The organism is Aeoliella sp., assembly GCF_965227375.1.
Classification (GTDB): domain Bacteria; phylum Planctomycetota; class Planctomycetia; order Pirellulales; family Lacipirellulaceae; genus Aeoliella.
Genome location: NZ_CBDDFX010000002.1, coordinates 2,047,240 through 2,063,821 on the forward strand (window position 1 = coordinate 2,047,240; position 16,582 = coordinate 2,063,821).

Annotated in this window: 9 protein-coding genes; 1 reads left to right on the forward strand and 8 read right to left on the reverse strand. The window is 57.0% G+C overall.

The window, feature by feature from the left end:
* Positions 1 to 45 precede the first annotated feature (45 nt).
* Complete coding sequence (locus ACQK2L_RS21055) at positions 46 to 3,912, forward strand: PEP-CTERM sorting domain-containing protein (protein ID WP_425399017.1); 3,867 nt, start codon at positions 46 to 48, stop codon at positions 3,910 to 3,912.
* A 39-nt stretch (positions 3,913 to 3,951) separates the two neighbouring features.
* On the opposite strand, the gene ACQK2L_RS21060 is transcribed toward ACQK2L_RS21055, so the two are convergent.
* From ACQK2L_RS21060 to ACQK2L_RS21095, 8 genes are all read right to left on the reverse strand, one after another.
* The gene (locus tag ACQK2L_RS21060) at positions 3,952 to 4,725 is read right to left on the reverse strand and encodes a hypothetical protein (protein WP_425399018.1); all 774 of its coding nucleotides are present in this window, start codon (positions 4,723 to 4,725) and stop codon (positions 3,952 to 3,954) included.
* A gap of 803 nt (positions 4,726 to 5,528) precedes the next feature.
* A complete protein-coding gene (locus ACQK2L_RS21065; protein WP_425399019.1) occupies positions 5,529 to 5,930 on the reverse strand; it encodes a thioredoxin family protein in 402 nt (133 codons plus the stop codon).
* Positions 5,931 to 6,016: 86 nt separating this feature from the next.
* Positions 6,017 to 6,418, reverse strand: coding sequence for an RND transporter (locus tag ACQK2L_RS21070; RefSeq protein WP_425399020.1), 402 nt, complete (start codon positions 6,416 to 6,418; stop codon positions 6,017 to 6,019).
* Positions 6,419 to 6,451: 33 nt separating this feature from the next.
* Positions 6,452 to 9,646, reverse strand: a complete 3,195-nt coding sequence (locus tag ACQK2L_RS21075) for an efflux RND transporter permease subunit (RefSeq protein ID WP_425399021.1) — start codon at positions 9,644 to 9,646, stop codon at positions 6,452 to 6,454.
* Positions 9,647 to 9,661: 15 nt separating this feature from the next.
* Positions 9,662 to 11,302 (reverse strand): efflux RND transporter periplasmic adaptor subunit, encoded by a 1,641-nt coding sequence (locus tag ACQK2L_RS21080; RefSeq protein WP_425399022.1) that lies wholly within the window; start codon positions 11,300 to 11,302, stop codon positions 9,662 to 9,664.
* A 1,295-nt stretch (positions 11,303 to 12,597) separates the two neighbouring features.
* Positions 12,598 to 13,293, reverse strand: coding sequence for an ABC transporter ATP-binding protein (locus ACQK2L_RS21085; protein WP_425399023.1), 696 nt, complete (start codon positions 13,291 to 13,293; stop codon positions 12,598 to 12,600).
* A gap of 2 nt (positions 13,294 to 13,295) precedes the next feature.
* On the reverse strand, positions 13,296 to 14,519 hold the full coding sequence (locus ACQK2L_RS21090) for an ABC transporter permease (RefSeq protein WP_425399024.1): 1,224 nt from the start codon (positions 14,517 to 14,519) through the stop codon (positions 13,296 to 13,298).
* 113 nt (positions 14,520 to 14,632) lie between these two features.
* Entirely contained in the window at positions 14,633 to 15,385 is a 753-nt protein-coding gene (locus ACQK2L_RS21095; protein WP_425399025.1) for a hypothetical protein, read from the reverse strand.
* Positions 15,386 to 16,582: the final 1,197 nt, after the last annotated feature.

Consider the following 16,582-nt stretch of genomic DNA (forward strand, 5'->3'; position numbering starts at 1 on the left):
TGCTTACCACCAGAGTTACTTTAATTGAACGGATGAGGAGTCATAGTGGTTAATCAATTGAAGATGGTCCACTTGGTCTGCTGGTTGTCGACGTCCTTCATCGTCACACTCGCGGCTGACTGCCAGGCCGTGATCTCATGGACCGGCGGAGGGTTGGATCCTTCGCTCGTCTTTGCTGAAGACAACTACGATTTGAGCGGATCGACCGTAACAGCAATCGACCCGAATGTGGCTGTGTTCGACGACGTTGTATTTTCGGGCGCCAACATCTCGGCGTCAGACTTTGGTGGAGGCGCGCTCCAGATCGGCGATAGCTACTCGCTTTCTCTCAACAGCACCACCTTCGTTACGGACGCAACGGGCGGCATCTCTGGAGTGGCAGGGGGCACCACTTCGGCCGTCCATCTAAGCAACGGCAGTAGCTTGAGTACTCAATTTGCGACCGTGGGCCTGACAGTCAACGTAGATGCGACGAGCGCTATCACGTTTCGTGGCGGTGGAGATCCCATCAATTCGCAAACGAGCCCGACTCAGGTGCACCTCACCCCGGGGGCCACAATCACCATGGCATCCGATACCGAGTTCAGCGAGCACCTAGCCGAGATTTTCGTCGATGGTGTATCGGCCGCTGACGACTTTTCCATCCTTAGTTTTGATGGAACTGGGATGACCGCCACCGCCGTGGCTCCCGCCCCCCGCTTATTCGTTGAGGTCGATCGCCAGTCAGGCGCGATGACGATCGTCAACCGGTTTGCAACGCCGTTGACGCTAACCAGCTACTCTATTTCCTCGCCTATTGGAGCCTTGAACTCGGATGATGGGGTGTGGAACTCAATTGCCGATACCGGCAGTCCTGACGACGACTGGATCGAATTCACCGCCCCCGGAGATCGAAACAACATCGGCGAGAGCGAATTGCCGGGCGGCACCGGTATCACGCTCGCACAGAACCAATCCATCAATTTGGGCAATGCCTGGATTCAGAATCCTAGCGAAGATTTAACGGTCCAGGTAATCACCTCAACAGGGCCCGCCGCTGCTTCCGTCAAGTGGATAGGGAATCCGTTTGTCGATGGCGACTTCAACTTCGACGGCGAGTTCAGCGCCGCGGACTGGCCGGCCTATCTCAGTGGGATGTTCCAGGATCTCTCTGGCCTCACTCCTGCCGAGCAGTTTCAGAGAGGCGATTGGAACGGAGATGGCTTTAACAATGAGGAGGATTTCTTGATCTTCGAAAACAACTACGACGCCCTGTTTGGCGCTAGTGCGTTCGCTACCCTCGTCAATGCATCTACCGTCCCAGAACCCGCTACGTGGTTGTTGGTCGTGCTGGGCAGCGCGTTTGGATGGACTTGGCGGTATCGCCAGAAACTGGCTCTCGCACCCGTGCGATGCCTGGCCTTGGCGTTCCTTCTGTTCACTTTTGTTCTAAGCCAAGACGCCACGGCAATTACCATCCTTTCGTCCAATTTCGACGCTCACGGATCAACGGACGGCGCGACAGAGTTCACAGGCATCAACTGGACCACGAATGGAGTCACCTCTCCGGGGTCTACGATTGCTCTGTCCGCCGGCGCCACTGTCCAGACTAGCGGGGCAGCGCAGAACGCGGATCGTCTGGCGGTCGCACGCAACATCGACACAGCTGGTCCCTGGAACATCGACCTGACATTCGACGCCACGCAACCTGGTATCCAATTGAGCAACCTGAAGTTTGATTACCAGTTCATCTCTGGCGGTGGAGCGAACCAACTTGGCGCACATCCAAACAGTGGCATCGTGGATGTAAGCATCCTGGATGCGGGCCTCAGTCCGATCTCTACCGTTCAGATTGGACCGCTGGGAACCGTAGACGCCGCCAGCAACGTTGGCACAGGGATTGTGGCCGACTTTCCCGATGTATCACTCACAAATGGGGCAACTTACACGCTGCGATTCGCAGTAAGTAGTGACGCAACTTCTGGAAACAACTTCGCCTTGGACAACTTGTCCCTCAACGCCCCCGCCCCCTTGCTCTCGCTTGAGATCAACACAGGATCGGGGGTGGCGACGCTGAAGAACGACACGTCGACGGACATCGATCTGAACTTCTATAAGCTGACGAGTGCCACCAACTCGCTGGATGTGAACAACTGGCTTCCCATTTCAGGCCAGGGATTGACCGATTTCCCTGCCGGAGACGGCTCGGGCAACGGATGGGAAACGGCGGGCGGGAGCAACGATGGCGAAGTGGGTGAAGCGTGGCTTAGCGGTGACTCAGCGTTCGCTGCAGGTTCGTCGATCACACTGGGAAGCGTCTACAAGCAAGGTTCCGGCATCCCCGATGTTATGCTTCGCTATCGAGACACGGGCAGCACTGCATTCATCGATGTCGAACCTACCTACGTTACCTCAGAGGGAATATACGGAGACTACAACAATGATGGTGTGGTAAACCTGGCCGATTACACCGTGTGGCGCAACAACTTGGGATCGAGCGTGGCGCTTGCCAATGAGAACCCCGACGCGACGACCCCCGGCGTGGTCGACGAGGAGGACTATGCGTTCTGGAAGAGTCGCTTCGGAGCAACCTCCAACCCCGGTGCAATAGCAACAGTACAGGCCGTCCCAGAGCCTTCGACGATGGCAGGAGTGCTGTGCTTGGCGGTCGTATTATTCGCTCGCCGCAGTCGCATGCTGGTTCTTGCGTTGGGGCTTCTGGCGATCCTGCCGGCGGCTGTTCAGGCCAAGCAGATCGATCGTTTCTATCAGTTTGGCGATGACTCTTCCGAAGTAGCTTCGCCTGGCGTCGTGATCGGCGACGGCATCGGTACTTTGGTAGACGGTGCGACATTAGATTCAGAGGGTCCAGGCACCGACCTCGACAACTTTGTTGACCTCTACTTAGCAGGCGGCGACCCCAAGTACATCGACGTCAACCAACTCTCCCGTCCTCTCTCCAATTCGGGCGATTTGGGGGTCGAATTTCTCGGCACCGGTGATTACTTGGATGCGTTTCGACTGGGCTCGCCCAGTTCGTCTTTCAGCGCCGCCACCCAATCGGGCGATCGCAACTACGCCGGCATCGTTGATCGTGGCATGCAGTTCTGGGCGATGCCATACGGCGCCGGAAACGGATCCGCCCAGTCACTGGTCGCTGATACCCCACAACATGGAGTGCGAATCAACGCATCCGGGCAGTGGGAAATGCAATACGCAGGCTCCTCTTACGATTCGGGAGTTGGTGTCGACTTCGACCAATGGTCCCACGTAATGTTGGTCCGCCCCAATGGTGGCGCCAACGGAGCAAGGCTCTACATCAATGGTGAAATCGTCGCTGCTGCCGGCGGCGGTTACACCGTCGTCGACGAGTCTCCCCTCGTAGTCGGGGCCAATTCGGGCGAAAGTCCAGGCACAGCGGAATACTACCAGGGTGTGCTGGATGACCTTGAAATGTTCATCCTGGGCCGCGCCAGCGGCTATCCGTTCGACGACTATGGGACCTTTACCCTGGGCGGGGACAACACCTACGTGAAGGACCTCTTTCTGCCAACCGCCACTCCTGGCGACCTTACGGGCGATGGGCAGGTCCTGGGCGACGGAAGCGGTGGTGTCGACGACGATGTGGCGGCGTTTATTAGCAACTGGCAAGCAGCGTTCCTGGTCGACGATCTCCGCATTGCTGGTCAGCAACTGCGTGCAGGAGACATCAACAGCTATGGCCAGGGAGACTTCAATATGGACGGTGTTGTTGACTTGCTGGATTGGTACGTTATTCTCTCCGAGCACGAAGGAGCCGCGCAACTGAACCTGGGGCAACTGCTGGCCACCAGCCAGGTTCCTGAGCCCTCGAGCCTAATCCTGATAGCCGGTGCTGCAGTGGCACTGTCTCGTAGGCTTCGACGGAGGACTAGCGCCCAATCGCACGTATAGTGTGTGGCTTGCTTACTTTCGTCGTGGTGGTAGTTCACCCTAGGCTGTGTGGCGACACCACAGGCAACTGATGTGAAGGAAAACTTCACTCCGCGGGTGCCGCCCACGGAGAATCTCGCTCCGCCGAGCACCTGTATGGGCGGCAAAAAACGAACATCGGATACAAGAACTCATGGAGGACGTCTTGCGAACGTGATCCAGCAACTCCGACAGTTCGCTAGTCGTGAGAAACAAGGCCGACCACAACTCATCCTGTTCGAGCGCCGAGAGACCGCCGCGGGCAATTCGGCGCTCAATTTCCTGGAGCGTTTGGAATGGCGGCCTGTCTGCCCCCTTGGGGAACCGAACGCCCTTCAGGCTAAACGGACCACTCAAATGTCCGGCATCTCCAGCCCAGTTCCACAGCGTCCGCAAGGTAAGTTCTTTCTTAATCGTCGCCACGCTGAGTTGCCTGCCGCGTTGGCCTGGTTCCCTACCCCGCTTCTCTACATACGCTTGCAAGTCTTCAAGCTGAAGCGTCGGCAAGTCAAACGATGCGCCCATCACTCGCTTCAGATGGCGCAGGTGCGCCTTCATCCCCTTGATTGTCGAAACCTCTAATGCACCCTTGGGTATTGCAGCCAGGAATGCCTCGGACAGTTGCCCCAGCCGACGAAGTTTCCTCTTGTTGACAGTCGGCTCGGCCTTGGTGATGTTTCCGTCCGTCAAGAGAAATGAACCAATGTCGGCGTCCGTTGGCAGCACCAAGCGACCGGTCTCCAGCAACCTCAGGTTCTCCGATACACGCTGAACACGTGCATTGGCTGCACGCAAGTCCTTTGTATGCAGGGTTTTCTTGCACTTAAGCCCCTCATACCGAAAGCCAACATGAAGGTGTCCACTACGGGTCTCAACTCGCGAAGACCAGCAATACGACTGCCCTACAAATGCCAGCGCGCCCCAAATGCGCCCCAAGCTCTGAAGTCTGCTCGGGGAAGGACAATTCGTCGATCGACGTAAGTCCTTACCAGATAAGAGTACCGGAGGTGGGACTCGAACCCACACGCCCTTGCGGGCACTGGATTTTGAATCTGCAACCCCTGCATGTCAATTGGAGGGCATGAGCAGGACATTTGGGTGGCACTACGCGGCGAATTGAGCACATAGCACTTGAGCTCATTGCATTGGGAACGCAGTTGGATTGGCGTAGGAATGCCAATTTGGTACTGAAATGGTACCGAGCACTTTCTATTTCGCAGTCGGGGGCCGCCCGGTGGAGAATGCACCCGAGATTCTCTAAATGCGCTCCGGAGCTCGCTCCACAGCGGAAAAGTCCGTTGTGAGTGGCGTATGCCACAGGCGACGCTGGTCCGAGCGACACGAAGCAGCACGGTCGAGAAAACGCAATTATCATACAATTATGGAGGCGAGTACGACGAAGCCCCCAATCTTAAAGAACACTATCAGAAACGATGCAAGCCCCAGCGAATGCGAACGTCCTTACGATGCTGGGGTGAGGAAGTGCGAGGAAATCTAGCACAAGCGGGCGTTCCGAGTGAGGCAAGGCCCTCACTGCATAGGAACCAGATTCGACGTTAGAGCTGGTAAACTTCGGCGAGCTGCATCCTTCCCTTAACTCACTCCCCAGTCAGCAGATCCGACAACAGAGCCTTGAGTCCCTCAGCGTCTTGCCTTCCGAGGCGACGCTTATAGACCTTGCCATTGCAAAAAACTATCACCGCTGGTGGTGAATCCACTTTGTACGCAGCTACAGTTCCCGGGTTTTCGTCGATGCGCATCTTTGCGACCTTAACACGACCGGAGAAGGCCTGTGCTATCAGCTCGATGGCTGGTTCCATCTCTCGGCACGGCTGGCACCAAGGAGCCCAGAATTCCACCAGAACAGGTTCGTTCACCTGAAGCACCTCCTGCTGGAAGTTTGCGTCGGTCACGTCGACTATGTCGTCCGACGCCGCACCTTCGTACTCTTGCAGACAGCCTAGCTCTAGCGCTAGCGATACAATCGCTACGATAAGCATCGGCCAAGGCACCCCGCCGAACTGCTGAGGGGGTGCCAGGCCGGGTCTGGTCTCTGCCTCGGAGCAACGAGCTTGCTCACTACGCATCATGATTCGTGATCGTGATCATCGTGCTCATGCCCGTCATGATCCCCATGCTCGGCGGATGGCTCTGGTGGCTTTTCACCGAATTTGGCTTCATACTGGGCCGCGAACTTATCTGCTAGTTCTGGGTGACAAATGAAGCACTGGGAATCGGGGCGGCTATGCTCTTCGCACCAGTCGCCCTTGGCCTGGTATTCTGCGGCTAGCCTCGTGTCGCATTGCGCACAAATGTCCTCTGGCACGCCGTGCTCCGAACACCAGAAGCCGTGCAGGTTGTGACCTTCCGCCTCTTCGGAAGCGACCGGGTTTGCTTCTCCGGTTTCTTGGCTGCAGCCAGCCGTCAAGAGTAAGCCGCATGCCATCACAGGCACTATCATCAATCGTGTCCATGCTTGAAACATCATTTCACATCTCCCTGGGAATTGAAAAAGAAAACGTCACACCGAAACCGTCTCTGGCACGCGCCTAGAATCTGGACTTTTCGGTTCTGTAACTTCAAGTGGCTCACCGTCTCCGCCGCGATCTTCCTCCCGTTTGGTTGGGAGGTTAAAAATCACGTACAGCACGCGGAGAACGAGCAGACTCATGATCGTGGCGCTACATACGCCGCCGATCACCACAGTGGCCAGCGGCCGCTGTACCTCGGCGCCCATCCCTGTGCTGAACGCCATGGGCACAAAGCCAAGACTGGCCACCAGCGTGGTCATGAGGATGGGACGAAGGCGGGTCATCGCCGCTTCTTCTACCGATTCGTCCAATGAACGGCCCATCCGGCGAAGGCGGCGAATTGTCGATACCAGCAGCATGTCATCCAACACAGCCACCCCAGACAGGGCGATGAAGCCCACCGCTGCGGAAATCGAAAACGGCATGTCGCGTATCCACAGTGCGACGATGCCCCCGATCCAAGCGAACGGCACGCCGGTAAAAACGCGGATGGAATCGATCATGTTGCGATAGGTCATGTACAACAGACCAAAGATCATGAGCATGGCCACAGGAACCACAATCATCAATCGTGCTTGAGCCCGTTGCAGGTTCTCAAACTGCCCACCCCATTCCACGCGATACCGGCCGGGTGGCAGTGTGATCTGTTCATCGACCCTGCGTTGTGCCTCGGCAACGAAACTTCCCATGTCGCGACCTCGCACGTTCGCTTCAATCGTGATACGGCGTTGATACCACTCTCGCTTGATCGTGTTCGGCCCCTCAATAACTTCGACATCTGCTAGCCGAGAGAGCGGTATACGCTCGCCTGAAGGCGTAGCGACGAGAATGGCACGGATCGCTTCTGGGTCGGCACGCACCTCCTCGGGGAGCCGTATGATCAGTGGGAAGCGAAGCTGGCCCTCGTAGACCTCTCCAACGTGCCTGGTGCCGAGCGACTCCACAAGGTCCAGTACCGTTTTCGCTGGAATGCCGTAGCGAGCGACTTCGTCTTGCTTTACCCGTATCTGCAGCACGGGTTGTCCGGTCACTTGTTCGACCTTGACGTCTGCGGCACCATCGATCGACTTTAGCACCTGCTCAATCTCGCTGGCTTTCGACACCATCAGATCGAGGTCGTCGCCGTAGAGTATCGCGGCGACATCAGACCGCACGCCCGAGATCATCTCGTTCATCCGCATCTCGATCGGCTGGGTCATGGCCAGACGGGGGCCAGGCAGATCCCGAAGTTCTTCTTGGATGAGGGTGGTCAGTTCCTCCTGTGTCTCCGCCCGGGACCATTCATCGCGCGGACGAAGCGTTACAAACAGGTCGGTGAGTTCGGTCCCCATTGGATCGGTCGCTACTTCGGCCATTCCCACTCGGCTCCAGACGTGCACGATCTCGTCGGGGAATTTTTCGAGCAGGACCTTCTCCATTTGGGTGTTGTAACGGATGGTCTCTTCCAGGTCGGTCCCAGCGAGCCGCACGACGTTGATGACGACCGCTCCCTCCGATAAGCGTGGCACGAATTCGGTTCCCAGATTGGGAGCGATCATGCCAAAGGCCACCAGGAGGGCGGAAGCTGCGAAACCCATTACGGCAACCTTGTGCTTCATCGTAAATCGCAACACCGGCGCGTAGAGCCACTTCAGCAGCCGAATAAGGAGCGGCTCTCGCTCCTTTAGATTCTTGGGGAGGAGAAGACTTGCCAACACCGGCATTAGGGTTAAGGAGAGGACCATGGAGCCAGCAAGTGCCATAATGACCGTCAATGCCATCGGCCGAAACAGTTTTCCCTCCACACCCTCTAAGGTCAGGATGGGAAGGTAGACGATCATGATGATCAGTTCGCCAAACATGGTCGGCTTGCGGACTTCGATGGCGGCGTCGCGGATGATCTCCAACCGACTGCGTCCGTCACGGCCATGCGAGAGGTGCCGCACGCAGTTCTCGATCATCACCACCGAGCTATCGACCACAAGGCCGAAGTCGATGGCCCCCAGACTCAACAGGCTGGCGGCGATGCCAAACCGTAACATGCCGGAGAACGCGAACAGCATCGATAGCGGAATCGCGAGGGCGACAATCAGACCTGCGCGGAGATTGCCTAGGAAAATGAAGAGGACCGCAATCACGAGCAGTCCGCCTTCGAACAGATTTTTCTGGACGGTGTCGATGACGTGGTCGACGAGTTCGGTGCGATCATAGACCGTTTGAATCGTGACCCCAGCCGGTAGAACGTCCTTGATTTCCTGCACTTTGTTCTTCAGGGCCCAGGTTACCTCGTGGCTGTTCTCCCCCATGAGCATAAAGCCCAGCCCCAGGACGGCCTCACCTTGTCCATTGGCCGTTACCGTGCCGCGTCGTATTTCGTGCCCAATCTCGACGTCGGCCACATCCCGAACCCTGATCGGCACGCCGTCTTGGGCGGTGATAACGACGTTTTCAATCTGCTCGACATTTACGGTCCGCCCCACTCCGTGCACCAGCAGCATCTGGCTGCGGTCCGTGATAGTGCCTCCGCCCACGTTGTGGTTGTTTTGTTGTAGCGCCGTGGCGACTTCATCAAACGTCAGCTGGTACTTGATGAGCCGATCGGGATCGAGGCGGACTTGGTACTGTTTTTCATAGCCTCCCCAGCTATTCACCTCTGCCACGCCGGGCACCGAACGGAGCTGCGGCTTAACGACCCAGTCGTGCAAAGTTCGGAGCTCGGTGAGCCGCTTCACCCGTTCTTCGTCAGAGACATTGGAAAAGTCGACGCCTTCGTAGGTAACGAGGTAATGGAAGACTTCTCCCAAGCCGGTGGATACGGGTCCCATCTGGGGTCGCTGTATCCCGTCAGGGAGTTCGACGGTGCTCAGTCGCTCGCTGATGAGCTGACGGGCAAAGTAGATGTCGACACCATCTTCAAAAATGACGACCAGCTGCGAGAGCCCAAACTTCGAGATGGATCGCAGATCCTGCAGGCCGGGCAGACCACTGATCGCTTGCTCGACGGGAAACGTGATCTGCCGTTCCACTTCCTCTGGCGACAAGGCCGGGGCCACGGTGTTGATCTGGATTAATACCGGAGTCGTGTCCGGAAACGCATCGATGTCGAGTTGCCTGAGGGAAAAAACGCCGATAACTGCAAACACGACCGTCGCCAGGATAACGAGCGCGCGATGGCGGAGCGAAAAATCAATAAGCGCATTAAGCACGGCTAAGAGTCCTTTCTATTCGGCGCAGCAGCCTGCTCCGAGGCTGTTCTTCAGTAGCTGAGCACGAAGCACATCGCCCCCTTCGGTAACTACCACCTCTCCAGGCAGCAGACCTACGATGACTTCCACGTCGTCGCCATTGACGGCCCCCGTTCGCACCGAACGCAGGTGGAAGAGCTTTGGACTGTCTGGGTCACTGAAGTAGTTCCTGTCGCGGACGAACACGACCTGACAGCAGCCTTCCCAGTGCACGGCACTTTTAGGAACGATCACCGCGGCTTGCTCCTCTCTGAGCATAATGCGGCCTTCTCCAAAGGTCTCGTCTCGTAGTTGACCATGGGAGTTGTCTAGCTCTGCACGGACTTTGACCATGCGAGTCTGCTTGTCGGCCGCAGTGCTAATCCAGCTCAGCTGTCCAGCTACCTCTTCACGACTTCCGTTCGGCAGGAATCGAACCGGCTGCCCGATCTGCAGCAACCAGGCTTCTTCGAGAGGGATGTTGAGCATCAACCACATCTTGCTCGGATCAGCGACGTCAAACAACACCTTGCTCGGGTCGACGACCTCTCCTGCAACCACCTGCCGGTCGACGATGACGCCAGCCATTGGGCTACGAATTGGAATCAAGTTGGCCGTCGCGGTTTGCGATTTCATCTGCTCGGCAAGCACCTCGGAAAAGCCGAGGAAACGCAAACGTTCAACCACCTCTTGCTTGGGCAGCCCGGCATAGGACTCGGCATCCACGGCCAGCCCTAGATTGGCCAAGGCCTGTTCGGCACTAAGCACTTCCGCTTCCGCTTTAGCCAGCACCGCTTCGTTTTCAAGTATTTTCTTTCCCGGAACCACGCCTTCGGTGAGGCCGGTAAGCCTGTCCACGTTCTTCTGGGCAAGGTCCTTCTCGACGATCGCCTTGACCAGGTTACCCTTTAGGCGTCCAACCTCCATCGCGTCAACCACTGCCAGGACTTCGCCTTCCTGCACGGTGTCGCCGATACTCTTGAACACCCGCCATGCGGTACCAGGGACACGTGTAGAAAGCCGGGCAAAGCGGGTGGCGTCATAGCGAATCTCTCCGTTACCGGTCACCCATTCGGTGACCGGAGCCTGATCCACAAGCGTGACCTCCACGCCCGCCTGCTGAACGGCGTCCACGGAAGCGAACTGGATAAACCGCTGATAGACCTTGCAGGCGGCGTTGTTCGTTGGTCGTTCGCGTAGTGACAGAGCTACAGCCGCTTGCTCGAAATCAGCACTCGAGACGACCGGGGTCTCTTTGACCTCGGCGACGTCTGGGTGGTGCAGCGTACAGTTGTGTACGCCGTGTTCTGCACACCAGCCATAGTCTGGTTCCGCAGGCAGCAAGCCTGGGTTGCAGGCAACGCATTGCGATTCAGGAATCCCGTGTTCTTCGCACCAGTCACCCGGTGCACTGGTGGCGGTACCCGTCAGTGCCGAGAATTTGGGGAGCTTCCAATCGGAATGGTGCCCGTAATAGAACAACCCTCCAAACGTCGCCAGGACGAGTAGAGTGGGAATGCGGTCACGAACCCAGGTTGCCGTGCCTCGCAAGCGGGGCTCTGAACGTGTCGTTCGCTGTCGATCTGGAACTGCCGACGGCGTCGTGGATTGTGGCGTTTCGATGACGGTCTGACTCATGGTCGACGTCCCTCGGATGTGAAGTGCAGATAGCGCAGCACATCGCGCAACGGATAGGCACGAAAGGCTGCATGGCTGTCGAAGCAGGTTGAAGATGCTCTACTGATTCAGCAGAGTCGAGCGAACAGCTAGACCGACTGGGGTGGTCGGAGGAGTCGTGTGCAGGGAGACTCTGGCATCAGAATCCACACTTCCGCGGCGTGCGACTCGACCGCTTCAGAATGTGCGGCCACGGTCGTCAACGGCGTTACGCACTTCACACAGTGCATGCAGAAGCACGGACCGTCGGACGGGCAGTTGGGGCAAGGGCAATCGCTAGGATGTTGGTCCTCGCCATCCTCCTCGCCGCAGCAGCCCCTATCTTCCACTTGGCATCCGTCCACTGCAGACATTTCAATAGAACAATTGTTCGCGCCAGCCGCGGCGATGGCGACATCATGCAACAACGCCCCCGGAGCCACGAGTGGTAATGTGGCCAAAAGGCCTAGCGCGATCAAGAATGGGCGAACTGCGGATGACATTAGAGTCAATTTCAATCTGGATACGGAATCTTAGAAGTATAGACTATTGGGAAGAAAATATCCAATTGGAAATCACCCCCCCCAGACGCGGGGTTCCAGGTCGTTTTCCTCGATCACTAGGCGGAGACGGAAGCGGGGTCAACGCCCCCTCTTGGGGGCCACTTAAGCCAAATATCGTAGGGGCAGCAGCCTCATCGAGTCGTGCTCACAAGATTCTATTGACGTATCGAGGTCCACTGGCGATTCACGTCGTCGATGGTTCAAGGCCCTTACCAAAGCTCAATCGATCCGGTGTGCGCTTAACGTGAACAACAGCCAGAGGCACAGCCGCGTGACGGACTTGAACGTGCTCCGCCATACTGCGGAACGGACCGAGCTCCGATCGTTCTTGACGAATATTCTCTCGCCGCGTAGCCACCTTCTTCATCAGCGGATTGGGGCCAATCTTCTGGGTAGAATCCTCGAAGCGGATCATCATTCAACGCCGCGGCCGTCCCGCCCTCGATTGCTGTGGCTGCCTCTGCTGATGGCACGGAACTCGCGGCCACCGTCGGCTGGGCCTCGATAGGAGTAGCACGCGAGTCCGAGCCGAACCCCGGAATTGCCATTGTCGCGCTGTGGCACCCGACTGTGACAGTCATCAGGGTCAGCAACAGAGCGACGTTCAAAAAAGGCCGTGAGTACATAGTTTTATACCCTCACTAGATTTGCGGAATTAGAAAGCTAAAACACATCGTTCACCTTACAAATTGCGACTGCCACCAGGTGCGGCTGCTATGCCACGCAACTCAAAGATCGATCGACGGAGACGCCAAGCTGTCCGCCTGTGATGAGCAATTGGCGCTTGGCCCGACTGGCAGCAGCGGGATCGTGGGTAACGGTGACGATCGTCCGCCCCTCGGCGACGAATTCGTCGAACTTGGAAAGGACCATTTCGCGGCTCTCTGGATCCAGGTTTCCAGTCGGCTCATCCGCGAGGATCACTTTGGGGTCGTTGGCCATCGTACGCGCGAGTGCCACTCGCTGTTGCTGACCAACACTCAGTTCACTCGGTTTGTGGTCAATCCGCTCGGCCAGGTCGACCTCTTCGAGCAACTCTTTCGCCCGCATGTTCTGCACTGCTTTGGGAGCACCGTTCAGCAGTAACGGAATCGCGACGTTTTCAAGAGCCGTCAGATACGGCACGAGGTTAAACGTCTGGAACACGAAGCCAAGGTATTGTCGACGAAGTTCGGTGCGCCTCGCCACAGACAGTTCATACATGGGATGGCCATCGAGTAATACCTCTCCCTCGTCAGGCGAGAGCATTCCTCCCAGCAAGGAAAGCAGCGTTGTCTTGCCGCTTCCACTAGGTCCAACGATTGCCACATATTCACCAGAATCGATAGCGAGCGAGTCGACCTCAAATGCCACGACTTGCTGCTGGCGACGGCGATAGGTTTTCGACACGTTGTTCAGTTGAAACATCATGATTACACCTCTTGAAAACAAATACAGGGATCAAGTTTAGAAGCCGTTCGAGCTGGCCACAGCGCTGCGAGAGTCGTGATTTCGATCGCTGAAGTGACAGCAAGGAAGAGTAACCCGGGAAGTGGAGCGACATGGACACCGGCCCATTGCCATCCCAATACCTGTGCTACCACTACGCCGACCACGCAACCCACGGTTGCACCCAGGATGCCCAGCACCCAAGCCTTGACCAGGAACAATCTTGCAACTCTTCCGGGAGTTGCTCCGAGCGCCATCAGAGTGCCAATCTCTCGACGACGTTCCCGCACGTTCGAGGCAATGGTGCTGGCAACACTCGCGCCACCCACAATTACTAGCACTACGAGGACCATCAGCGACATTCGCTCCATCAGGCGATTCACCCCAACTTGGGTGGAAACGACTTGAGAAATCGTCACCACCTTGGCGTCGGGCAAAAGCTTTGTGAGCGAAGGTACGAGATCGCCAGCTGCATCTTCACAGCAACCGATGACCTCAATGGCGTTGACGACTTCGCCTGCGTTGCTGAGCCGCTGAACCGTGTGAAGGTGGGCGAATGCGCGGGAGTCATCGACCGTGCCCGTACGGGGCAGGACGGCGAGCACCGCGAAATCTTCGCCAAGCAGGTTTGCGTTTTCCCCCGGCTCGACACCGGTGGCCTCCGCTATGTCCGCGCCTAGCACCACCTCGTTTCCCTCTAATTGGTCGATGGAGCGATTGTTGGCCAGTGACTCCGGCGAGTCGTCGTAGGTTTTCGAGCCACAACTGGCCTTGCCGCACCCACCCCCGAGTCCACCATCGAGCAGTGACACCGATTGCCAGGCCGCCTTGGCCTTGAATTCGTCCTGGGGAAGGATGCCCGTGAGGGTCACCTTTTCGCCATCAAGATCCGCCGCGACGCATAGCCGAGGGGATAGCCGTTCGACACCTTCCAGATTCGCCATTAGGATGCTCGACACGTGCGATTCGGGTAAGGTTTGGTCGGTCAGGTCAGCGGCATAGTAGTCCTGCAGCGTCGCTTCCTTGGGCAGCACCAGCACGTTTGCCCCAAGTGATTGAAGCTGCTTGCCTACCTCCTGCTGAGAGAAGTGCGTAACATGACGAATGGCTACCAGGGCAGCCACCCCCAACGCGATGGCGAGCGTGCTGGTGAGCATGGCCGATGGCCGCGCCCGCATCTCTCGCCACACGAGACTTATGAAAGACATAGGATTCTTCCTTGGAACCTGTTAGTGAGTATGAAGTTGCAAGAAAATCGAGGTGAGTGCTCCGCGATGGAACAACGTCACCCCGATCTCCCACGATTTTTCCAGGGATCAGACTACTGCTTGCGCTTGCAGTTGGGGTCGTCGCAGCACCTGCCGGCTTTGGCCAATGCAGTAACGATCGCTTCCTTGCTGGCGTTGGCTTTGAACTGGCCGACCATCACGCCCGGCGGTGCGATCACTACCGTCCTGGTTTCCGTCGCCTGCGGATCGAGTTTCATCTGTTGAATAAACTTGGCCTCCTGAGGATCGGAAACCTGCATCGTTACGGATACAACTCGTCCTTGAAACTCCGGATCCCCCTGAAGTTCCTCAATGGCGGGCGGAGCTGGGGAGTTGGCCAACCCGTGGGCACTTACCAACACTAGCTTGCCTTCCTGTAGCGACTTCATGGTGAACATCATGGTCGGCGTTACGAACGCGGCTTCGACCCTTTCCGGTGTCGTTTGTTTCGCAAACATCCCCGTAATAGCCCCGTTGGGAGCCAAAACTACAGTGAGTGGCATCGGAGCCCTGGCCACGTCGTACTTCTCCACCAGCGCCTGCTGTGCCGGATCGCCAACCTGCACGTACTTGACCGTCGCCTGGTCGGCCCGCGTGGCGAGCGCTTCCTGTAGAGCGGACGCCATTGCCTGCGTGGCCCCGTCGTTTTGTTTGTAAAACACTAGAAATGTATACGGTTGCTCCGCGGCGGCCTGCGGACGACGGACGCTACTATGGGCCACCTGTTGTGCCGCCACGTTGGCGGCAATGGTAAGACCCACCAGCAGTGTTCCGACAGCGCATAGTATGGATAGTTTATATGTCATCTTAGACTCCTTCCTAAGAGGCTAGCTGCCCTAGCGCACTGGTTGCGCTAGCGGTCATCGGATGGCGATGCGCAACGTCGCGCACCGCTTAGCGAGCTTAAAAGTCGGAATGCGTGGGAAGCGCAAATCTTAAGGCTGAAGCATGGACAGCCGTAGGTTAGTTGCTAACTACGCAGGGAGACGCCACCCACGAGGTTGAGTCAACGTGGAGGCGACGTGAACGCGCTACAGCAGTAGAGAAGCGTGCGCAATGCGGGTAGCACGACCCGTTAGGAATGCACCTTGGAAGCTTGGAGTTACGAGGGAGGACTCCAAATGTGCCGACAGTTCAGCCGACAAGGAAATCTCCAGTAGCGGTTGGAGCAACTGCTGCGTTTGGCTAAGCACCCAGTTATCCTGCAACAGAACTGCGCCATGGCAGAAGCAGTCGCCGCAACCGTGACGCTCTGGTTGTGGAGCATCATCGTTAGTCGGCGCGGGGCGCGGGCAGCATGGGCACGCGGGCTTTCCCGATGTTTCTTGCGCATCTCCCCCCGCCATGCACCGTAAAGGGCACGTCAGTACTAGCAAGACAAGGCAGATGGCTTGAATGTTGCGAAACATGACGACGGTAGCTTATAACAGTTCGCGCCCGAGATAAAGAGCAACGTTGCCCCATATGTATTCGGTATTTTCACATTATCTGCTCCAGTTGGAACACTTTAATTCACTCAGATCCAGGTCGTCGTGCAGCCTGGTCCTGGCGGTTCTGAATGGAACAATCGAGGGGCCCTTTATATGCTGCAATTCTTGTCTGCTAGCGCCACCTTCAACCCTCAAGCGTGAGGTCCACAGCCACAACGGCGGCAGATTATCCGCACGCGTGTGGCTTTAGGCCCTCGCCGCCTTCCTATTGCCATGCTGGCCTTTTTTCTCTGCTCCGGTTTGTGTGTTGTTGGAGTAATTGAGTCATGCTCATTAGATTGATTCCGAACCTTCTATGGAATGCTATCGATTAGGAGACCTAATACGCATTCTAATTAAGAACTGCGAGTTGCTAGCAGTCGCAAAGTACTGAATGGCAATTGCTTGCGGAATCTGCTAGCTGCGAGTCTTAGTTAGAAAGCGTATAAGAACCGCGAAGTAGAACCCATCGTTAACTTTCTTTCGGAACGGTTCCACGCAGTTCGGAGCATGCGAGTCTCGCATATCCGCGAC